Raw genomic sequence first — 21,924 nt, 5'->3', positions numbered from 1 at the left:
ATTGTAACAGGGGTAACGAATATTGTATTACTAAATACAGAAATTCATAAAACCTCTAAACAAAAATACAAATCTGATTCTATATTCAAGAAACTAACTAACTTTACACCTAAAATTTTTGAAACTTGAGGGTAACGTTATCTAAACATATTCAGGATCCTATTATATTTAAACAACAGCTTTTGCTCTGGAGTCAGCAGTTTGATGATGTGGTTTGGATGGATTCAAATTTGCACAATACGGCATATTCTAATTTTGATGCGGTACTTGCTGTAGATGCCTTTACAAGTATACAAACCGACTATATAGAGGCTTTCGATAAGCTACAAGAATATCAGGAGTCTACTAAAGATTGGATTTTCGGTTATCTTACTTACGACGTTAAAAACGGATTAGAACAATTAGAATCTAGTAATTACGACGGATTAGAATTTTCAGATCTTTTCTTTTTTCAACCTAAGAAGTTATTTCTTTTAAAAGGGAATCAGGTTGAAATTAAATACCTAAATATGGTGGATGACGAATTGGAATCTGATTTTGAAATCATTAATTCATTTCAAATTTACGAGACTGTTTCCGAATCCAGTGCCATTAAAATTAAACTCCGGATACATAAAGATGCCTATTTCGAAAAGGTTAATGCGATGTTAGATCATATTCATCGTGGCGATATTTACGAAGCAAATTTTTGTCAGGAATTTTATGCTGAAAATGCCAAAATTAATCCGCTTGAAACGTATTTAAATTTAAATGCAGTGTCAAGACCACCATTCGCGACATTTTTAAAGCAAAACGATAAATTTTTAATGTCGGCTTCTCCAGAACGATACATTAAAAAGGAAGGATGTACCATAATCTCGCAACCTATAAAAGGGACTGCAAAGCGATCTGTAGATGAAGTAGAAGATCAACAGTTAAAGTATGATCTAGAACATAATGAAAAGGAGCGTGCCGAAAATATTATGATTGTAGATTTGGTACGTAACGACTTGTCTAAAACGGCGATTAAAAGCTCTGTGGTGGTCGAAGAATTATGTAAAGTGTATAGCTTTCCGCAAGTACATCAAATGATTTCTACGGTAACTTCTAAAATTTCTGAAGACACAAAACCCGTAGACATTTTAAAAACGACATTCCCAATGGGAAGCATGACCGGAGCTCCGAAGCTTTCAGCAATGAAAATTATTGAAACCTTGGAAGAAAGTAAACGCGGTTTGTATTCAGGAACTGTGGGGTATTTTACTCCGGATGGCGATTTCGATTTTAACGTCATCATCCGAAGTATTTTATATAATCAAAGTAAAAAATATGTATCCTATTCTGTAGGTGGCGCAATTACATCTAAAAGCAATCCGGTTAACGAATACGAGGAATGTTTGCTTAAAGCCAAAGCTATGCGAGACGTTTTAGAACGTTAATTTATGTGATTTCTGAAGCGTTTTTTTACGTTTTTTAATATGTTTTCTATCCGCGTCACTTCAATTTTTTTAATTCTCGAAATGTCTTCATAAGGTAAATTAGCGACCACATAAAGATCGACTACATTGGAAATTCTAAAAGGTAACCATCCGTAAAACTTGCTCATTATAGCACGTTTTGTTGTTGGCTGAAGGTTGCCTAAATCTAACGCATTAATAATTTTCTGATTATTTTCGTCGTATAAAAATACATCTTTCTCTTGTGTATTTTGCTTGTACGAAATATCGTCCAACTCGTCCATCATAACAAAATCCATATCGCCATCGATAGAATAAGGTTCGTCTAAACGATTTAATTCTTCTTGTAAAAAGGTGTTGGTGCTAATGGTGTTTTGATGATGTCCTTCTTTAATAAAGAGCTCTTCCAGATAGATGTCTATAATTCTAAACAGTTTTATTTTTATATCGTGACTGTTCATATCTGCATCGTAACCTTTTTCGTAGAGACGAATAATACAATCGTCGATTACACCATTAGAATGGTATAAATTTATAGGTAAAATCCCAACAGATTCTGCAATGTGCAAGCGGTGTTTTACATAAGGTTGTAAACTAGCAGTTATTGATAAGACTTTTTTGTTGAAGGCTTTTTGCGCCGTATCTGCGTTAATTTGTTCGTCTGTTTTCATGCTAAAAAGTTTAATCTCGGTTATTCTAAAGTTACTAAAATTAGAGATATAAAAATGTTAATAGAATACTTAAAATTTATACATATTAAAAATCCGTTTTTTATAAAGTGTATATTTGTGCTATGGTCAATACATTCAAAAATCATATACATAATACGCTTCCGTTTTTAAAGGATAAGAAATTAATGCTTACTATTTCTGGCGGAATTGATAGTGTGGTACTTGCATATTTATGCCGAGAGTTAGATTTAAATTTTGCTTTAGCACATTGTAATTTTAATTTGAGGGGTGAAGAAAGTGATGCAGACGAAGCGTTCTTAGTTAAGTTAGCAGACGATTTAGATTTGAAGCTTTTTACTGAAAATTTCGATACAACGCGTTATGCAGAAGATGCAAAACTATCTATTCAAATGGCAGCTCGGGAATTAAGATACCGATGGTTCGACGAATTAGTAAATCAGTTTCATTTCGATTATGTGTTAACCGCGCATCATGCCGATGATAATTTAGAAACCTTTTTAATTAATTTATCGCGAGGTACAGGATTAGAAGGGTTAACTGGAATTCCTGAAGTTAACGATTATATTGTACGTCCACTTTTACCGTTTTCTAGAGCGGAGATTGTATCATACGCCAATGCTAACGGTATAACTTGGAGAGAAGATAGCAGTAATAGTTCGACTAAATATTTACGAAATAAATTACGTCACGAAGTTATTCCTGTACTTAAGGAAATCAATGCTCAATGGCTTCAAAATTTTAAGATGACGCAGGAGCATTTGCACGATTCTAAAATTTTGATTGACGATTTTATGACTCAAGTTTATAAAGATGTGGTGATTTTTGAAGGAGATATTATAAAATTTGATGTCTCAAAATTATTAAAATATCCTAACCCCAAATCTTATTTATACCAGCTTTTAAAGTCTTATAAATTTACAGCTTGGAACGATATTTATGCCTTATTAGAGGCGCAATCTGGAAAACAAGTGTTTTCTGAAACACACAGATTACTTAAAGATCGAGATGTTCTCATTTTGAGTTTAAAAGCGCATACTGATGAAGCGCAAGATGCTCAATACACAATAACCAATGATTTAGCTCCTGCAGAAACTGCATGTGGAACGCTTCGCTTTGAGACTGTTTCCGAAATGCAAAAGGGAGAAAGTAATACCATTTATGTCGATAAAAATAAACTTCAATTTCCTTTAACCCTAAGAAAGTGGGAGCAAGGCGATTATTTTTTTCCTTTAGGGATGCAAGGAAAAAAGAAGCTTAGTAAATATTTTAAAGATGAAAAACTATCACTTTTAGAAAAAGAAGAGGTGTGGGTATTGTGCTCCGGAAACGAAATTGTTTGGGTGGTAAATAGACGTGCAGATAACCGTTTTAAGGTGTCGGCTCAAACCACAGACATTTTAAAAATATACTTTTAAATATTTTTTTTAGTTCGAAATTTAGATATTAATGCGTTTTAATTCAGTTAGTTAAATCGTTTTTAGTATTTTTAAGTAAACGAACTATTTATGTTAAAGAAAGTATTTGGAAGCGCCGTCTTTGGAGTAGATGCCATAACTATTACGGTCGAGGTAAATGTAGACGGTGGTATTGGGTATCATTTGGTAGGTCTTCCCGATAATGCTATTAAGGAAAGTAATTTTAGAATTGCTGCCGCTTTACAGAACAATGGCTATAAAATTCCAGGAAAGAAAATTATAATTAATATGTCTCCGGCCGATTTACGAAAGGAAGGTTCTGCTTACGATTTAACCTTAGCTTTAGGAATTTTGGCGGCCACAAATCAAATCCCTGCCGAAGGTTTAGAGGATTATATTATAATGGGAGAACTGTCTTTAGATGGCACCTTACAACCTATAAAAGGTGCATTGCCCATTGCTATTAAAGCCAAAGAAGAAGGGTTTAAAGGTTTTATTTTACCTGCTCAAAATGCTAAAGAAGCGGCGATAGTAAACGATTTAAAAGTATATGGTATAGAATCGATTAAAGAAGTAATCGATTTTTTTAAAGATGGAAAACCATTAGAACAAACCGTAATTAATACAAGAGAAGAATTCAATAAGAGTTTAGATTTTCCAGAATTCGATTTTGCAGATGTTAAAGGACAGGAAAGTATAAAACGGTGTATGGAAATTGCGGCTGCCGGCGGGCATAATATTATTTTAATAGGACCTCCAGGTTCCGGAAAAACAATGCTTGCGAAGCGATTACCTTCTATATTACCACCCATGACTTTACATGAAGCCCTAGAAACAACTAAAATTCATTCTGTGGTTGGCCGGGTAAAATCTCATATCGGACTAATGTCTCAAAGACCTTTTAGAAGTCCGCATCATACAATTTCTAATGTAGCCTTAGTAGGAGGCGGGAGTTATCCGCAACCTGGGGAAATTTCGTTGTCGCATAACGGCGTATTGTTTTTAGATGAGTTGCCCGAATTTAAACGGGACGTTTTGGAGGTAATGCGACAGCCTTTAGAAGATAGGGAAGTTACTATTTCTAGGGCAAAATTTACTGTGACTTATCCGAGTAGTTTTATGTTAGTGGCAAGCATGAACCCGAGCCCGAGTGGTTATTTTAACGACCCTGGATCTCCGGTGACGTCATCCCCAGCAGAAATGCAACGGTATTTAGGGAAAATTTCTGGACCTTTATTAGACCGGATTGATATACATATTGAGGTAACTCCAGTGCCTTTCGAAAAATTGTCTGAAGACCGCAAAGGCGAATCGTCTGTAACGATACGCGAACGGGTAACTAAAGCAAGATCACATCAAACCCAGCGTTTTAAAGATTTTGAAAATGTACATTATAATGCACAAATGAATACGAAACACATTCGTAATTTTTGTAAACTAGATGAGCCTTCTAAGCTTTTGTTAAAAACAGCAATGGAACGTTTAAATTTATCCGCTCGAGCTTACGACAGGATTTTAAAAGTTTCACGAACAATTGCCGATTTAGAAAATTCTGAAATTGTTAAAGGTGCGCATATTAGTGAAGCCATACAATACCGAAGTTTGGATCGTGATGGCTGGTTGGGCTAAGAGTCAAATATAATTAGTATTTTTAAACTCATATTACTAAGTTTTAAACCCAACCCTAAATGAGTAAGAAGATTAATAAAATGGAAGGCCCACGCGGATTGATAACACCCGACGAGGCAAAGGAATTAGATCAGGCTTATAACTCTAGACAGGAGCTAATTAGCGAATCTATTTTAAAGAGACCAGATAATCGTTCTACTTGGTACGCCATCGAAGAGATTGAAAAATTCTTAGCTTATGCCAAAAATCAAGCGAAAGATTTAGGATATACCTTAGATGGGATTCGTATTTATGAAGGAGCTTACCCCGATGTAAAAGACGAAGCAGGGTATACAACTATGTTTTTAATTCCGACAGGTACGCCTAATAATAAAAATTCTTCTAAATGTACGTCTATCGATGGTGGCGACATTCCTGGAGGAAGTGGCCTTAATAAGGGAGCCAATGGTGAACCACCAAATTCAAATTATCCCCAATAGATTTTGTATGGAAGAATTTTTTAAGAATTACTATTTGATTCTAACCATTTCTTTTGAATCTATAGCGGCTTTAACAGCTATATTTACTTATAAAAAGTACAAGCATACAGCTATAAAATATTTTATATACTTTTTAGTTTATGTTGTGGTTTGCGAAACATTAGCGTTTTATACATTTCTAGTTAATGATGGCATTTTTAATTTTTTAAAAGGTACTATTTTTCAAAAGAATTATTGGTTTGGGAATTTGTACTGGGGTATAGGAGCTCCTACATTCTTTATGTTTTTTTATTTGAAATTATTCAATTCTATTAAGATTAAAAAATTTGTGAGGGCATTAATTCCTTTATTTCTATTAATCTCCATAGGAACCATTGTTTTTGATGTAGAATATTACTTTAATAATTATATAGTTTCTAACGACATTTTTGGAGCACTTATTATTCTGTTAGTTGTAACTCTTTATTTTTATGAAATATTACAATCAGATAAAATTATTACGTTCCATAAGTCTATTTATTTCTATATAAGTTCTACAATGTTTGTTTGGGTGTTAATTACAACGCCTTTAGTGTTTTACGATATTTATTTTACAACGGCAGATTGGAGTTTTGTAATTTTAAAGAGGCAAATTTTTTTAATTTCTAATATGTCTATGTATCTAACTTTTAGCTTAGCTTTATTATGTTGCAAACCGGAGAAACGTTAATTAGTACACCTGCCGAAAGGTATTTATTGATTTACATGATTGGTGTACTTTTTATAGTATGTACATTAATTATAGTATTCTTTATGGTGTTTCAAAAACGAAAGAATAAGTTGTTAATAGATAAATTTAATCAGCAACGGTTATTCGAAGAAGAAATTTCAATTACCAGAATAGAGATTCAGGAACAAACTTTAAAGAATATAGGACAAGACTTACATGATAATGTTGGCCAGTTATTATCTGTAGCAAATATGCAACTTAGCATTTTATCAAAACAAGTTGGGCCAGAATTAGAATCGTCGTTTTTAGAAAGTAAAGATTTAGTAAAGGAAAGTTTACAAGAGTTGCGTTTACTTTCAAAATCATTGAATAGTGAGGTTATCGAGCGTCGTGCGCTAGAAGATTCTATCACCACAGAGATTGAACGATTTAATAAATTAGGATTAATTGATTCTGAATTAATTGTTGAAGGAGATTCTAGTCGGTTTAACAATGGAAAAGATGGTATTATCTTATTCCGAATTTTTCAAGAATTTTTCGCGAATACAATTAAATATTCGAAAGCATCTCGTTTACGCGTACATATTGAATATAAAACCGATTTAGTAATAATAAACGCATCAGACGATGGTATTGGATTCCATGTAAAAGACGTTGAAAAAGGTTCGGGATTAATAAATATGGAAAGCAGAGCCGCATTAATTCATGCCGATTTTAATCTGACTTCAAAGCCCGGAGAAGGTGTCAATCTAAACGTTACATATAAGTATCGCTCGTACTAATTACAGGCATGCGTCCCAAAGCGGATCTTTTGGAAGTGGTGCAGAAATACTAATATTTTCTTTGGTTACCGGATGAATAAATTCGATATGTCGGGCGTGTAAATGTATGCTAGCATCCTTATTGCTACGGTCTGCACCATATTTTAAATCGCCCCTAATAATACATCCAATATTTGAAAGCTGACATCTAATTTGGTGATGACGCCCCGTTTCCAATTCAATTTCTAGTAGCATATAGCGATCTAGTTGCTTAAGTACGCTATAATGTAAAATTGCTTTTTTACTATCTTTTATCTCCTTAATATAGGCAGTAGACTTGTTGTTTTTAGGATTCTTTTTTAACCAATTTATTAAGGTGTCGTTTTGTTTTGGAGGCATACTATGTACAAGTGCCCAATAGGTTTTATTTACATCCTTACTCACAAACATGGCATTTAATCGGGTTAATGCTTTACTTGTTTTTGCGAATATAACCAGTCCAGTCGTTGGTCGGTCTAGACGATGTACAACACCTAAGTATACATTTCCAGGTTTATCGTATTTATCTTTTATATACTCTTTTACAACGTCGCTTAAAGGTTTATCTCCAGTTTTATCGCCTTGCACAATATCTCCAGCACGCTTATTTATTATAATAATGTGATTGTCCTCAAAAAGGATCTGTAAATTGGATTTATTGGATAGTAATTTCATGACTTAGAACATAAGATGTTTTAATGTATTTCCGCGATGTATTCAATTTTGAAGATGTCTTCAGAAATACATTTTAAATCTTTAACGATTAGTAATTGTGCTTCAATAAAGGGCTAACACTTTATAAGGCCTATTTACCTTAACTTAATACTGCTCCTTGTCGCTCGGGAAATCAACAGATTTTACATCGTCTACATATTGCGAGATGGCATTCGTCATATCATCATATAAATTTAAATAACGACGTAAAAATCTAGGGTGGAATTCTTTTGTCATTCCAATCATGTCATGAAGTACTAAAACCTGACCATCGACACCGTTACCAGCTCCAATTCCAATAACTGGAATATCTAGCATGTCGGCAACTTCTTTAGCTAATTTTGCAGGTACTTTCTCTAAAACAAGAGCAAAACAACCGGCTTTTTGAAGTAATAAAGCATCAGATTTTAATTTTTCGGCTTCTTGTTCTTCTTTAGCACGTACACTAAAAGTTCCGAATTTATATATAGATTGTGGCGTTAATCCTAAATGTCCCATTACAGGAATCCCAGCATTTAAAATGCGCTTAATAGATTCTTTAATTTCCTTACCTCCTTCAACTTTTATAGAATGCGCTCCACTTTCTTTCATAATTCTAATGGCAGAACGCAACGCTTCTTTAGGGTCGCTTTGGTAACTTCCAAAAGGTAAATCTACCACAATTAAAGCACGGTTTACACCACGAACTACAGAAGACGCATGATAAATCATTTGATCTAGTGTGATAGGTAATGTTGTTTTATGACCGGCCATAACATTACTAGCAGAATCGCCAACAAGAATTACATCTATGCCTGCACCATCAACGATTGTAGCCATGGTATAATCGTAAGCCGTTAACATGGAAATTTTTTCTCCATGAGCTTTCATATCATTAAGTGTTTTTACGGTGACTTTTTTATAATCTTTTTGTGCTACAGACATACGTTTCTATATTTTAGAGGGTAAAAATACTGAGTTTTTACAGACTATTAAAGAATATATCTATTAATTCCTTAAAGAGATGCAAAATATTAAGACCTAAATAATGAATAATTGAATTGATTATTAGAATTGGAAATAAATGAAGGGTTGGAAGTCGCTTGAAAACGCTTGATAACAAATTACTCCGGTTAACACGGCAAGTGCGATCTTAATAAAAACAGGACTTTTAGAATACTGTATTTCAATACGATCCTTTAAATATTGAGGCAGCCAATGTGTTAAATATCCTATGGCCATAACCCAAAATACAGCCTGATAATGCACTAGAATATCTATGGCGTGTGTCCAATCCATATTATTGGCGACTTGCGAATACCAGCGTGAAATATGGTCCATACTTTCCCCTCGGAAATAGATTCTTGTAAAGGTGATAAATATAAAGGTAACTGCTATTTTCCAAGCTCTAACATACCTTTGGTTTTTTAATTCGTATGGACTTATTTTTCGCCAGAATTTATAAACCACAATTCCGAGTCCGTTTAAGCCTCCCCAAATCACGTATTTCCACGATGCTCCATGCCATAAGCCACCAATTAGCATAGTAAGCATTAGATTAATGTTTGTGTTAATTTGGTTGCGAACTTTACTATTGTAAAGCGATAAGATAAATAGAGCGAGTAATATTAATAGCGTAGAGAATACAATTAGTAAATTTCCGAAAGCTAGGATGACACCAAGTAATATAACGCTTAAGATAATGTAAGATGCTACGGTTCCTTTTTGGTTTCCTCCCAACGGAATGTATAAATAATCGCGTAACCATGTAGATAGCGAAATGTGCCAACGTTTCCAAAAATCTCCTGCATTTGTGGCTTTATAAGGTGAATTAAAGTTCTTAGGTAATTCGAATCCCATTAATAAAGCTAAACCAATTGCAATATCGGTATAACCTGAAAAATCACCGTAAATTTGAAGCGAATACCCAATCATGGCCATAACGTTGGCAAAGCCGGAAAACATCTCTGGAGCATCGAAAACCCGATCTAGAAAATGCATCGCAATAAAATCGGCAAACAGCATTTTTTTTATGAGTCCTTTTAAAATTAAATAGGTCCCGGCATCAAAATTATGTTTTGTAAGTATAGTAGGTTTTGAAATCTGAGGCACAAAACTTTCGGCTCTCACTATAGGACCTGCAACTAATTGCGGAAAGAAACTAACATAAAACCCGAAGTCTAATATTGAGCTTAATGGTTTTAGTTTTTTTCTGTAAATATCTACACTATAACTTATGGTTTGGAAGGTGTAAAATGAAATACCTACAGGTAGTATAATTTTATCAATCGTGAAATAATTCTGATTACTAAAAATATTTCCCCACTGTGCTAAGATATTTAAAACCTGATAATTGGTGCTAAAGAGTGTGTTAAAAGCATCTGTGAAAAAGTAGGCGTATTTAAAATAGCTTAGTACAAACAGGTTAATGCAAACACTTAATGCAACTAATGCCAAACGCTTGTGTTTATTATCTGTTTTGTAAATATTTCGGCCGATAAAGAAATCGACCAGCGTGCTAAAAATTAAAATTCCAATAAACAGTCCGCTTGTCTTATAATAGAAAAAGAGCGAAATTAGGAATAAATATGAGTTACGAAGCGGTACTTTTTTGTAAAGTAAAGCGAATATAAAATAGGCAACCGCAAAGAAAATCCAAAAATTTACTTGTGTAAAAATTAATGGAAAATCTTCCGAGAAGGTGAAAATGTCGTAAAACCTATTCATTCAAATTTTTAAAATGCGTTAATAAAACATCTTTGTCTCGGTGTGTTGCTTCTGCCCAAGCATCGACCATTGCTTTTAAAAATAAATCGGCTTTTATACTGTAACCTAATTTAGTAAAGTGAATACGATCGCGGGGCATGAGTTTCGCTTTATACCAATCGTTAGACGATCCTAAACCTCCCATCACACTAAATAAATCCCAAACAGCCATGTTATATTTTTTGGTCAATTCCACTATTATGCGTTGTTGCACAGCGGTATTCGGATTCGGAATTCTTTTCTGATAATAATCGTCGTTTGGTACGGTTAACAAAATGGCGCAATCTGGATTAGCACGTTGAATTATTTGAATAAAACTTTCGTAATACGCCCTAAATGCATTGGCATCAAATTCGTCTTTAGGCATATAAGCATCATTAGTGCCTACAGAGATAATAAACATATCGGGTTTATATAGTTGAAGCTGTTTCTCGAAATATACCGAGCGGTCGTACCATGCAAAACTAGCTCCGTTAACACCAATTGTGGTGTATTCAATCCCTGGATCGTCGTTCATAAATTCCATTCCCATCAATAAAAATTCAGGAGAAACGCAGGTTGTATCGGTCATTTTTAGGTTCAACACCGCAGCATCTACAGTTTTATTAAAGCGAAATTCTTTATACATTCCATCGTAATTAATCGTATCGGTTACTACCAGCGTGCTATCTAAGATGTCTAAATTGTAATCTTCCATCCAAGTATTGTAAAAGACTCTTAGTTTATTAAATGTATAGGGTTTCTTTGTATAGTTTTTATAATTGGCTTTTGCGTAAATCTGATCTTCACGACCTCTAAATGCAGCACTTACTCCCGATAAGCCCCAGGTAACACTGTCTTTTTTTACCGAGCATCTGTAGCCTTGCCATTTATCGTTATCTGCTTCAATTCTGTAATTTAAAGGGTTATTGGTATGTGCCAAATGAAAAGGGTAAACAAAACCCCGTTGTCCTAAAGACACATCGTTCATGTTTTGTAAATATGTTCTAATTTTATTCGAATAGATGTCGGCTTGAATATGAGAGCCTCCAATATGAAAAATGTGCATCTTTTTCTTTTTTCCCATATAGATGCTGTCTAAGTCAGCAAAGAATTTTTTAAAGGCTGGAGATTCTGAAGCGTATTGAAAAGTGTTCGCTTCAAAGTTTATTAAATGGCCATATTTTGGCGTAATACTATCTAAAATATAGTCTTGTGCAAACATTGACATCGACATAAAAAGAGAAAGTACTAAAATTTTAAGTTTCATTAGTTTTGTGTTAAATCCATGTATAAAGAGAGAAAAAATAATTCAGAAATTATTTTAGTCCCCGAAAGTGTAAAGTGTGTGTAATCGCTACCGGCCAGTTTCTGATCTACCCAATGTTCCATAGCATTTTCGCCACCCATAGCTTTAAATGTGCTCCAATATGCGATATCATTATTATAGCACATTTCTCGTAACAAATTATTTAAATAGGGTAAAAGCGGATACGTTCGTAATGCACCATTTTCTGTGGTTGTCATATCTGAAGGTCCGATAAAAATAATGCTGGCATCTTTTGTTTTTCGTCTAACCCAATTGATATGATTTTTTAAATACCCTACATATTGACTTACTTCTAAAGAGTCTTTTACATACGGTACAGCGTTTCCACCATATTGAAAAATTAATACTTTGGGATCTAATTTCGAATACATTTGAGAGAAGTTTTCACTATTTAATCCCGCAAATACAGTTCCAGAAGCACCGCGCATAGCTACATTATCTAACTGAATGCCTGCCTCTCCATCAAGGGTTAAGCCATAAACATCAGGGCTCATTTTTCCTTCAAGTTCAAAAACAAGTTTTGTTGCCGGTTCGGCTAATTTTATATTATAATCATGGTAATTTCCATCGGAAATTAAATGTCCTTCTTTTATTAGCGCACCATTAGAAAATACTTTTATGGAAACAGGAAGTTGTGAATTACCGTAATGAAAACCAATCGTGGTAAATTGGCGCATATTGGTATATGTTTTTGTTGATGGTTTTACCGAAATACTGGCCTTTACAAGAGCTATGGTATCTAAATTGACACTATTCGCGATAAACTCGAAATAGGGCGTAAATCTCGAAAACGTGGTATACGCACCATATTTCTTATGGTCGTAACGTTTTTTTGAAGGATCGAAAGCGGCATGACGTGTCCAATTTTCTGAAGTTGTAATTACAGCACTTATGTTTTCATAAACTTGAGAAACAGGTGTAAATCCAGGACCATTTCCGCCGTATAAATTTTGAAGTTTATTTCGGATATAAGACGACATGCGATCGCCTTCAATCTGAGAATCTCCGTAGTGAATAATTCTACTTTTCGGAGCTGTAAGTTGTGCTTTTAAATGCGAAATAAATTCTTCTTTGTGTGATGGGTACGAGATGCGTTCAATCTTAGAGGTGTCTATTTTAGACAGGTTGGGAATCTTAGGAACGAATTTCTTCTTGTTATCAGCTTTAATGTCGTCATCTGTATCGACTAAAGCCTCTATGTTATTAACAAGACTATCTAAAGCTTTTAGGTTGCTTTTTGATGCCTTTTTGGTTTCTAAAAACGAAGCTGTTGTTGGATATTTTATAGTCTGTCCGAAAAAGGAAAAGCCATCCTTAGAAGTTCCATTCGGTAACCGGTTTGAAGTACTAAAATATGTAAGTCCAAATAATATTAGCAAGGTCACGCAAATGCTAAGACATATTTTAAATGGGCTGTAATTCATATAGACGGTAACCGCGCGTTTTTATAAGCACAATTATATTATAAATATATTGCGAACCCTTAATATAATCAAACTTAAGTTACAGTTTAACAATCGGATAAGTTCACCCCAACAGCTAAACCACCTTCCGATGTTTCTTTATACTTAGAATTCATGTCTTTTGCCGTTTCCCACATCGTAGAAACCACCTTGTCTAAAGGTACTTTTACATTATTAGGATCGGTTTCTAGAGCAAGTTCGGCCGCATTTATAGCCTTAATAGCTCCCATAGAATTACGTTCTATACACGGAATTTGAACTAAGCCACCAATAGGATCGCAAGTTAGACCAAGGTGATGTTCCATAGCAATTTCGGCAGCAACTAACACTTGTTCTGGAGTTCCTCCTAAAAGTTCGGTTAATGCGCCTGCAGCCATTGCCGATGATACGCCAATTTCGGCTTGACAGCCGCCCATAGCAGCAGAAATAGTGGCTCCTTTTTTAAAGATACTTCCAATTTCTCCAGCAACTAATAAGAATTTTTTAATGTGTTCGAAATTTGCCTCATGATTTTCAATAACTAAATAATACATTAGTACAGCAGGGATTACCCCGGCGCTTCCGTTTGTGGGTGCAGTCACCACACGACCTAAGGACGCATTTACTTCGTTTACAGATAAGGCAAAACAGCTTACCCATTTAAGAATTTGACGGAATTTAACTTCGGTACTACGAATAGATTCTAACCATTCTTGCGGATTATTATAAGGAATGTCGCCATGCAACTTCTTGTGCATATCAAAAGCACGTCTGCGCACATTAAGTCCGCCAGGTAAATTTCCCTCAGTGTGGCAACCCGTATACATACATTCTAGCATGGTGTTCCAGATGCGGTGTAGTTCGAAATCTATTACATCAGATTCACGTAAAGATTTTTCGTTTTCAAGGACAACACTAGAAATTGGTAAATTAAGCTGATTGCAAAACTCTAATAATTTCACTCCCGTATCTACAGGATAGGGCAGTGTACATTGAAAAATAATTTTATTCGCTTTAGAATTTACACGTTCTTCTTTTACAACAAAACCACCACCAATAGAGTAGAAAGTCGATTTATACTTTCTTCCATTAATTAAAGCAGAGAAGGTTAATCCGTTTGAGTGGAAAGGCAGAAATTTTTTATTGAAAATAATATCTGTTTTAAAATCGAAAGGAATTTCCTTTTCGTTATTTAAAGCAAGTATCTTGGTGTTTTTTATGGATGAAATAATTTCACTGATAGAGTCTGTAGGAATACGTTCAGGATCGGCACCTGTAAGACCTAGCATTAAAGCCAAATCTGTGGCATGACCTACACCTGTTAAGGATAAAGATCCATATAAATCTACTGTTACCTTTTCAACTTTATTAAATCTGTTTGATTCTTTTAGTTCTTTAATCCAACGTTCGGCTGCTCTCCATGGTCCTAAAGTATGAGAACTAGAAGGGCCAACACCAATTTTTAACATGTCGAATACTGAAATTATCTCCATTTACGAAATCGTTTTAATCGAAACAAATATACAAGAACTTTCTCGTGAATAACGCGATAAAAGTGCGATAAATGCTAAATATATGCCATAAAAAAAGTGTGATTGAAAACCAGAAATTTAACTGAGAGCAATCACACTTTTTATTAGATTTTTACTATTTATTTTCTTCCAAATCCATAATTAGATTTGCTATTAAAGCTGTCCAACCCGTTTGGTGAGATGCTCCTAATCCGCGACCGGTATCTCCATTAAAGAACTCATAAAAAAGATGTTGCTCCTTAAAATGTTCGTCTTTAGTAAACAGTTTTTCTGCATCATCGGTGTGATACTGAAATCTACCATCTGTATTAGGTTCGAAAAGTTTCACTAACCGTTTTGTAAGCGCGTTGGCTATTTCATTAAGATTAAGTGTGTTTCCAGAACCTGTAGGGAATTCGTAAACATATTTATCGCCGTAAAACGTGTAATACTTTCGTAGCGATTGAATAATCATATAATTAATAGGGATCCAAATTGGCCCTCTCCAGTTAGAATTTCCTCCAAACATATTCGATTGGCTTTCTCCTGGCTCATAATGTATCTCATGATGACCATGATATTCGAAAACAAAAGGATGTTTTGCATGATATTTAGATAGCGAACGGATACCATAATCTGATAAAAATTCTTCTTCATCTAACAAACGTTTCAAAAGATGCTCTAATCTATAACCACGCATAATCGAGAATAAGTAATTCCCTTCTTCATTTGTTTTTTCAATATTCGATATTAAAGACGCTAAATCTGGACGCGTTCTTACAATTTCGGCAATTTTAACTTTAAATCTTTTTAGCGAATCGAAAAGATCTTTATTGATAACTTCTACCGCGAACATAGGAATTATACCCACTAAAGAACGCACTTTTAGCCGATCTGTGATGCCTGAAGACATTTCGACTACATCGTAATAAAAACTATCGTCATTGTCCCATAGTGAAATATCTTTTTGTCCTATATGATGCATCGCCCAAGCGATGTTTAAAAAATGTCTTAGAAATTTAGCAGCAAAATCTTCGTAATTCGTATTGGTTTTTGCCAACTCCAGAGACATTCTAAGTAAGTTTAGGGTAAACATGGCCATCCAACTTGTTGCGTCTGCCTGCTGCATACGAGTAATACCTTCAGGCATTTGGTTACGGTCGAAAACACCAATATTGTCTAACCCTAAAAAGCCACCTTCGAAAAGGTCTGTACCATTTTTATCTTTTTGATTTACCCACCAAGTAAAATTGATAAGTAATTTTTGAAACGATTTTTCTAAGAAATCGGTATCTCCAACACCGCTTTTGTTTTTATCTTTTTCGTACACATTCCAAACAGCCCAGGAATGAACCGGAGGATTCACATCGCTAAAATTCCATTCGTAAGCAGGAATTTGTCCGTTGGGATGCATGTAGTTTTCTTGCAGAACCAATAGTAATTGTTCTTTTGCGAAATAGGGATCTATTTCTACAAAAGACGCCATATGGAACGCAAGATCCCAAGCGGCATACCATGGGTATTCCCATTTATCTGGCATAGATATTACATGCCTATTGGTTAGATGTTGCCAATTAAAATTTCTTGAATTAGCGCGGTAGCTCGGTTTTTCTCCAGGACCTCCAAATAGCCATTTAAAAACATCGTAGTAGTAAAATTGTTTACTCCATAACAATCCAGAAAAGGCTCTTTTAGCAATATGCTGGTGTGTTTCGGGAATGTCTTTTTTAATAATGTCGTTGTAAAACGCTTCACATTCGGCTATACGTTTATCGAATAGGTCGTTAAAATCGGTCCACGGTTCTGCAACAGGTTTTTTACTAAGTCGTATTCTTACACTTTTTTCTTCTCCAGCTTGTAATTCAAATTTTTGCCAAACAGCCATTCGCGATCCTGTTTTTTCAGGATTCACAGTAGGTTTGGAATCTACAACATAATCGTTAATACCATCTTTAACATAGTCTACTTCGTTGTCTACATTATAAATTCGTTTGTTATTAGTTTCGTTGTCACAAAACAGTTGCTCCCCTTTTTCGTGATATAAAAAATATCTACCATTTCTTCCACTTTTAGTTTCAACACAATCATCGGCAACAGAATTTATGCTAGGGCGTGTAAAACGCTTATTGTGTTTCCAGAAGTTGCGATACCATAAATGAGGAAGTACATGTATCTCGGCAGGTTTATTGCCTCTGTTTACAATGGTAACTTTCATTAAAATATCGTCTACATCTGCTTTTGCATATTCGATAAAACAATCGAAATAGGCATTGTCTTTAAAAGCATCGGTATCTAGTAATTCATATTCTGTCTCTTCACGACTACGCTGTGTATTGACTAATTGGTCGTAAGGAAATTCGTTCTGAGGATATTTATATAAGTATTTACAATAAGAGTGTGTGGGCGATGACACTTGATGAAAATAAAGTTCTTTTACATCTTCACCATGATTACCTTGATTATTGGTTAACCCAAATAAGCGTTCTTTTAAAATGGGATCTTTTCCATTCCAAAAGGCCGGAGCCAAACATAATATTTCTCGAGAATCACAAAATCCGGCTATGCCTTCTTCACCCCATCTGTAAGCATTACTTCGTGCATTATCATGATTTATAAAATCCCAAGCATTTCCATGTTCGCTATAATCTTCGCGAACCGTTCCCCATTGTCTTTCGGCAAGATAAGGACCCCATTTTTTCCAATTTTTATAAGTATCAGAAACTGCTAATCTTTCTGCTTCCTGAGTTTTTTTGCTCATTTATGCTTCTATTTTTGTTGGAATTAAGTTTTCAATATACCTATTTTAAGTTAAATAGCATTTCAGTTTGAATAATATCCCTTTGAAAGTCTAATTTATGAATAGGTGATTAGTAAAAGTAAGGTTTATTTTAGCACAGGATAAGAACGTATATAAGTATTATTTAATTTATATTCTTAGAGGAATATTGTTTTCATTTTCGTAAAAAGGAAGAACAAAATTTGTAAAACTCATAGCAATTAATAAAATAAAATAATTTAGGAAAAGTAAAATAGGCTCGAAAAACCCTTAATATTCATCTATAAAGCGTTTAAATATACTCGAGTCCTGATGTTTTTAAAACGTTTTATATATTAAAAATATAACACGACATCTCTTTTGGGTTTTGCCATACAATAGGGCAGGAGGATAGAGTTACTAATTTTAGATTGTAGATTTGTGGAAGTGTGCGTAGCTTCTGTTTAGTTGTTTGAGTAAAGATGTGCTGTAATCTTTTTTTAGAAAAAAAAACGCCTTCAGAATATGAAGACGTTTTAGAAAAATTGACATTAATATAGTAACTATTCAACTACAATTTTTAAGGTCTTGCCTAAGCTTGTTTTAGCCAGATATGTCCCGCTGTTTACATTAGGAACAGTAAATGTTCTAGTGTTTTTTTCTGAAGCGATTGCTCTCCCTTGGATATCAAACAAGGTTACATCTAAGGTCTGATTAAAGTAAATGGTCTGATTAGACTGTACTGGATTCGGGTAGAATTTAAGCGTATTCGTATCTTTTTCAACAGTATCAACGCTTAATGTAATGTTATCTAACCCGTATACACTAATTGTAGAGCTTACTTCGTTAGCAATTACAACTAAACCAGTACCTAAAGTATTGTCTTCTGGAGCGATATAAATAATACCTTCTGGTGCTAAATCTCCACCTTCATCATCTCCAAGAGTACGATTGTTGATGTATTTAATGAATGTTGGATTTGTAGGGTCGGTAATATCATAAGTCATAAATCCACCAACACGTTCTAGCGTAATAAACGCATAGAATTTATCTCCAATTTTAGAAATGGTGACACCTTCTGGCTCAGGGCCCTTATTGTCACTTCTATTTTTAAAATTGTTATTGCTATTACTTACGTTAAATAATGAACCGTAAGTAGGATCTGCAGCAGTGATACGTTCAAAATCATCACCACTATCGTAAACTAAAGCTCCGGTGGTAGCGTTTCTAATACTAAAAGAACGAGAACCGTACATGTGGATTTCGTCGAAATCACCATCGTTATCTGTGTCTCCTGTAGTATTAGCGACTGCTAAACGTCCTATATTTTGCTCTAGTTTTAATAAATCGGCGTTTGGAAAAGCAATAGGGTCTAATACATAATCGCCGTCTCCAACTTTAGCTTCATCTACAAAAGTGTCGTATTCTCTTGCGTCACCTTCGTTTGCTGTAACTACATAACCAATTCCGTTTAATTCGTAATAAGCAATGGCATCTGGCATGTACATACCTTTAACTGGCCAATTTGCCATAAATATAAAGTCAGTTTCATCAGACGCATCAAAAGTATTTCCATTTAAACTAAAATCTTTTAATCCTAAAGGAAGAATATCTGTAATGGTATTAGATTCCAAATCGATAACCGCTAATGCATTATTTTCTTGTAAGCTTACCCACGCTTTTTTAGAATTGTTTGAATACGTAATATATTCAGGTTCTACATCCTGAGATACTGTCGCATTCGGACCAGTAATTCTAACACCGCTAGCTTTTAATTCGTTTAATTGCGCATCGAAAGCATTGAAATTTATAGTTGTTACATCGGCTTGTGTAATGTTTCCTAAACCAGCTGTAGCGGTAATTATTGAAATGGTTCCCTCTGGATCGATACTGTAATCACTATTAGGCTGACCTTCGTTTGCTGTTAGTATTTTTGTTCCGTCTGGAGTAAAACTTACATTGTCAGGTAAGTTTCCAACAGTCACCATAGAAATATGGTCACCATTAGTATCCATAAACAATACCACACCATCACTTTCTGGTCCGTTAGACACAGAAGCAGTCACTAAGCCGTTATAAACAGCAACACTTGTAGGACCTTCAGTGCCGTAAGTTGATAAATCGATTGTTTTAATGGTTGATAGATTCTCTGGATTAGAAAAATCTAAAATCTCAATAGTTTTTCCGATAGAGTTTAAAACAAAAAGTCGTTTTGTTTCTGCATCGTAAGCACTAATTTCTGCAGACCCTGAAGCATCTACTAGATAACTCGTTTTAAACGTAATATTTAATGGGTCGTTCGGGATATCTAAAATATGGTCGTTGTCTATAATATAAACGCCTGTAGTTTCGTAAGCTCCTAAAACAGCATTAGTAGGATTTGAAATTTCTAAAATGAAAAGTTCATCAGTTTCAACTATTGAATCATCTGAAAGCGGAATTGTTAATTCGTAAATTGTTGTATTCGCCGGAATAGTCACTGATTGACTTTCGAAAATGAAATCTGTTCCAGGAGAAGCAGTTATTAATTCACTCACTAAGTTTACATCGAAAGTAACAGCTGTAGCGGAAGCGGTAGATAATTCTAATTCAATCTTAACTTCGGAAGCATCTTCAGAAATATTATAGGTTGATGTAGCAAAAGAAAGCTGTGGTGTTACATGGATAACAGCGCTAAAAGTTCCAGGAGTAGCGTATACTTTAAAACCTAAAGATTCTGCCACTTCGTTAGTAGAAGCTACCCAGTTTGTGCCATCGTTAAAATCGGCATTCGGATTTAAAAGTTCAATAGACGGTCCGTCGCCATCGGCAACTGTTGGCCAAGGCTCCTTATCGTCGTATTCCATAGTGAAAATGATTTCACCTTTCGTATTTACAATGTCTAAAACTTCGCCACCGTTTCCTAAAGCGTTAGAAATACCTTGTGGCATATCTAAAAAGCTTACGCCATAAAACGCATCGGCAGTAGTTTTGTCTGTTGCTAATAAGACCGTAGTTTTAGAGTAGACATTCATTTCAGGGAATGTAAAGATAAAGTTGCCCTCGTCTTTTACTTGAATTCCTCCTAAAGCTATAGCTTGGTCGGTGGTGTTGTAAATTTCTAAAAATTCTAATGCATCAGAATCATCTGAAGGCGCATTGTACATAATTTCGGTAATTATTAAACCTTCTTTTGTGGTATTATAATATAAGGACTCGCTTGTGTATTCTGAGCTTTGCGTATTTCCTTTTACATCTTCAACATTTGCAATTGTTAATACATGAGCAACACCGTCGTTAAAGGCATCGTGGATTAAAGTTGCAGTATTTGAAGTTTCATCATAACTAATGTTCGAGATATTAAGAGCAGGCATAAAGTTATAGTTAGATACAGCTTCTGCGGTTGCCTTAGTAATGGTTTCAGAGAAGATAACATGTGTTGTGCCTTTATCTACACTTACAATGTTTACAACTGAAGGCGCAGTAACATCTTCGGTAGATACTATAAAAGCAGTCGTGTTGAAAGTAGATTCTGGAGCAATGCCATCGTTATGGTCGTCTTCGTCGGTGTCCTGAATGTCGTAATTAGACATGTCGTTAAGCGCCAAGAGGTAGCCATTAACATCTAGCCCTGACTTAGGACCGTTATACACAGCGATATCTGTACCATCTGGACTGTAAGTTATAGCAGTTAGGCCAGGAGTTAATCCTGTATTTGTTAAATCGCCAAAAGCACCAGCTGCATTTGCAACAGCAGCAATAAATGTTGTTGGAGTTTCTAAATCTGTACCTAAATAAGCAAAAATAGCTTCGCTTCCAGAAGATAAACCTCCTGGTTCACCGTCGATGGTTCCGAAGTTAACTGCAGGGATGTTACTAATAGTATTAAACGTAATTACAGAACCCGCAGGAATGGGTAGGTCTCCGCTTAACCAAGAATACGCGGCTTCTCCGGAATTAAATTCGGTGCCAGTCCATTCTTTATCAGCAAAATGAATTGTGGTGTTTTTAGGGATGTCTACAAATGTAACAACGGCAAAATCGTCGTCTCCATCGGCATTCATGCCAATAAATGCCATATCGCCTGTTTTAATTTGAGCATTAAGGTAGCTTCCTATACATAAAGCTAAAAGAAGTAAAGGTTTTTTCATTTCTATGATTTTTTAGTTGCACAAATGTATAATGGGGTATGTACCGAAAGTGTCATTTAAAGATTACGAAACTTTAAAGCTAAGGTTAGGCATGTTAAATAATTGTTTCCGTCAGTTTATACACGACAAAATTGATTTGTGACAGCTTGTCAGTATGA

Annotated in this window: 15 protein-coding genes; 6 read left to right on the top strand and 9 right to left on the bottom strand. The window is 34.8% G+C overall.

Translation table 11 applies throughout. The features are described 5' to 3' along the window. Positions 1 to 125 precede the first annotated feature (125 nt). Positions 126 to 1,418 carry an anthranilate synthase component I family protein gene (locus ACKC83_RS00230; RefSeq protein ID WP_434036598.1) on the top strand — a complete coding sequence of 431 codons (1,293 nt, stop codon included), beginning with the start codon at positions 126 to 128 and terminating at the stop codon, positions 1,416 to 1,418. On the opposite strand, the gene ACKC83_RS00225 is transcribed toward ACKC83_RS00230, so the two are convergent. Next, positions 1,415 to 2,107, bottom strand: a complete 693-nt coding sequence (locus tag ACKC83_RS00225; protein ID WP_434036597.1) for a hypothetical protein — start codon at positions 2,105 to 2,107, stop codon at positions 1,415 to 1,417. The genes ACKC83_RS00230 and ACKC83_RS00225 overlap by 4 nt on opposite strands. A 122-nt stretch (positions 2,108 to 2,229) precedes the next feature. Here ACKC83_RS00225 and tilS point away from each other — a divergent pair, with 122 nt between their 5' ends. From tilS to ACKC83_RS00200, 5 genes are all read left to right on the top strand, one after another. Further along, positions 2,230 to 3,543, top strand: a complete 1,314-nt coding sequence (gene tilS / locus ACKC83_RS00220; RefSeq protein WP_434036596.1) for a tRNA lysidine(34) synthetase TilS — start codon at positions 2,230 to 2,232, stop codon at positions 3,541 to 3,543. Between the two features lie 90 nt (positions 3,544 to 3,633). Next, positions 3,634 to 5,172 (top strand): YifB family Mg chelatase-like AAA ATPase, encoded by a 1,539-nt coding sequence (locus tag ACKC83_RS00215; protein ID WP_434036595.1) that lies wholly within the window; start codon positions 3,634 to 3,636, stop codon positions 5,170 to 5,172. Between the two features lie 59 nt (positions 5,173 to 5,231). Beyond that, positions 5,232 to 5,651 (top strand): hypothetical protein, encoded by a 420-nt coding sequence (locus ACKC83_RS00210; RefSeq protein WP_434036594.1) that lies wholly within the window; start codon positions 5,232 to 5,234, stop codon positions 5,649 to 5,651. Between the two features lie 7 nt (positions 5,652 to 5,658). Beyond that, positions 5,659 to 6,360 carry a hypothetical protein gene (locus ACKC83_RS00205; protein WP_434036593.1) on the top strand — a complete coding sequence of 234 codons (702 nt, stop codon included), beginning with the start codon at positions 5,659 to 5,661 and terminating at the stop codon, positions 6,358 to 6,360. After that, positions 6,336 to 7,142 (top strand): sensor histidine kinase, encoded by an 807-nt coding sequence (locus ACKC83_RS00200; RefSeq protein WP_434036592.1) that lies wholly within the window; start codon positions 6,336 to 6,338, stop codon positions 7,140 to 7,142. Before ACKC83_RS00205 ends, ACKC83_RS00200 begins: the two co-directional genes overlap by 25 nt. Here ACKC83_RS00200 and ACKC83_RS00195 read toward each other — a convergent pair whose 3' ends face one another. The 8 genes from ACKC83_RS00195 to ACKC83_RS00160 all read right to left on the bottom strand — a co-directional run bounded on the left by ACKC83_RS00195 (position 7,143) and on the right by ACKC83_RS00160 (position 21,766). Further along, positions 7,143 to 7,835, bottom strand: a complete 693-nt coding sequence (locus ACKC83_RS00195; protein ID WP_434036591.1) for an RluA family pseudouridine synthase — start codon at positions 7,833 to 7,835, stop codon at positions 7,143 to 7,145. It abuts the gene before it with no gap. Between the two features lie 144 nt (positions 7,836 to 7,979). After that, positions 7,980 to 8,798, bottom strand: a complete 819-nt coding sequence (gene panB / locus ACKC83_RS00190) for a 3-methyl-2-oxobutanoate hydroxymethyltransferase (protein ID WP_414035516.1) — start codon at positions 8,796 to 8,798, stop codon at positions 7,980 to 7,982. A 123-nt stretch (positions 8,799 to 8,921) separates the two neighbouring features. Next, positions 8,922 to 10,580: an MBOAT family O-acyltransferase gene (locus ACKC83_RS00185; RefSeq protein WP_434036590.1), complete on the bottom strand. Its 1,659-nt coding sequence runs from the start codon at positions 10,578 to 10,580 to the stop codon at positions 8,922 to 8,924. Then, a complete protein-coding gene (locus ACKC83_RS00180) occupies positions 10,573 to 11,868 on the bottom strand; it encodes a GDSL-type esterase/lipase family protein (protein WP_434036589.1) in 1,296 nt (431 codons plus the stop codon). Before ACKC83_RS00180 ends, ACKC83_RS00185 begins: the two co-directional genes overlap by 8 nt. After that, positions 11,868 to 13,307 carry a lipase gene (locus tag ACKC83_RS00175; protein WP_434036588.1) on the bottom strand — a complete coding sequence of 480 codons (1,440 nt, stop codon included), beginning with the start codon at positions 13,305 to 13,307 and terminating at the stop codon, positions 11,868 to 11,870. The genes ACKC83_RS00180 and ACKC83_RS00175 overlap by 1 nt, the downstream gene beginning before the upstream one ends. 131 nt (positions 13,308 to 13,438) lie before the next feature. After that, complete coding sequence (locus ACKC83_RS00170) at positions 13,439 to 14,863, bottom strand: L-serine ammonia-lyase (protein ID WP_434036587.1); 1,425 nt, start codon at positions 14,861 to 14,863, stop codon at positions 13,439 to 13,441. Between the two features lie 154 nt (positions 14,864 to 15,017). Further along, positions 15,018 to 17,639, bottom strand: coding sequence for an MGH1-like glycoside hydrolase domain-containing protein (locus ACKC83_RS00165; RefSeq protein ID WP_414035521.1), 2,622 nt, complete (start codon positions 17,637 to 17,639; stop codon positions 15,018 to 15,020). Positions 17,640 to 18,199: 560 nt separating this feature from the next. After that, entirely contained in the window at positions 18,200 to 21,766 is a 3,567-nt protein-coding gene (locus ACKC83_RS00160; RefSeq protein ID WP_434036586.1) for a choice-of-anchor I family protein, read from the bottom strand. Between the last annotated feature and the right edge of the window lie 158 nt (positions 21,767 to 21,924).

This window comes from Formosa bonchosmolovskayae, from assembly GCF_051016085.1.
In the GTDB taxonomy this organism is placed as follows: Bacteria; Bacteroidota; Bacteroidia; order Flavobacteriales; family Flavobacteriaceae; genus Formosa.
Note: the sequence above shows the minus strand (reverse complement) of the source record. Positions and strands in the feature narration are given on the sequence as shown.

Bases quoted from the DNA above. Each gene is read 5' to 3' on its own strand.
- panB (WP_414035516.1), bottom strand. From the start codon at position 8,798: ATGTCTGTAGCACAAAAAGATTATAAAAAAGTCACCGTAAAAACACTT.
- ACKC83_RS00215 (WP_434036595.1), top strand. From the start codon at position 3,634: ATGTTAAAGAAAGTATTTGGAAGCGCCGTCTTTGGAGTAGATGCCATA.
- ACKC83_RS00200 (WP_434036592.1), top strand. From the start codon at position 6,336: ATGTTGCAAACCGGAGAAACGTTAATTAGTACACCTGCCGAAAGGTAT.
- ACKC83_RS00195 (WP_434036591.1), bottom strand. From the start codon at position 7,835: ATGAAATTACTATCCAATAAATCCAATTTACAGATCCTTTTTGAGGAC.
- ACKC83_RS00210 (WP_434036594.1), top strand. From the start codon at position 5,232: ATGAGTAAGAAGATTAATAAAATGGAAGGCCCACGCGGATTGATAACA.
- tilS (WP_434036596.1), top strand. From the start codon at position 2,230: ATGGTCAATACATTCAAAAATCATATACATAATACGCTTCCGTTTTTA.
- ACKC83_RS00165 (WP_414035521.1), bottom strand. From the start codon at position 17,639: ATGAGCAAAAAAACTCAGGAAGCAGAAAGATTAGCAGTTTCTGATACT.
- ACKC83_RS00205 (WP_434036593.1), top strand. From the start codon at position 5,659: ATGGAAGAATTTTTTAAGAATTACTATTTGATTCTAACCATTTCTTTT.
- ACKC83_RS00170 (WP_434036587.1), bottom strand. From the start codon at position 14,863: ATGGAGATAATTTCAGTATTCGACATGTTAAAAATTGGTGTTGGCCCT.
- ACKC83_RS00225 (WP_434036597.1), bottom strand. From the start codon at position 2,107: ATGAAAACAGACGAACAAATTAACGCAGATACGGCGCAAAAAGCCTTC.
- ACKC83_RS00160 (WP_434036586.1), bottom strand. From the start codon at position 21,766: ATGAAAAAACCTTTACTTCTTTTAGCTTTATGTATAGGAAGCTACCTT.
- ACKC83_RS00185 (WP_434036590.1), bottom strand. From the start codon at position 10,580: ATGAATAGGTTTTACGACATTTTCACCTTCTCGGAAGATTTTCCATTA.
- ACKC83_RS00180 (WP_434036589.1), bottom strand. From the start codon at position 11,868: ATGAAACTTAAAATTTTAGTACTTTCTCTTTTTATGTCGATGTCAATG.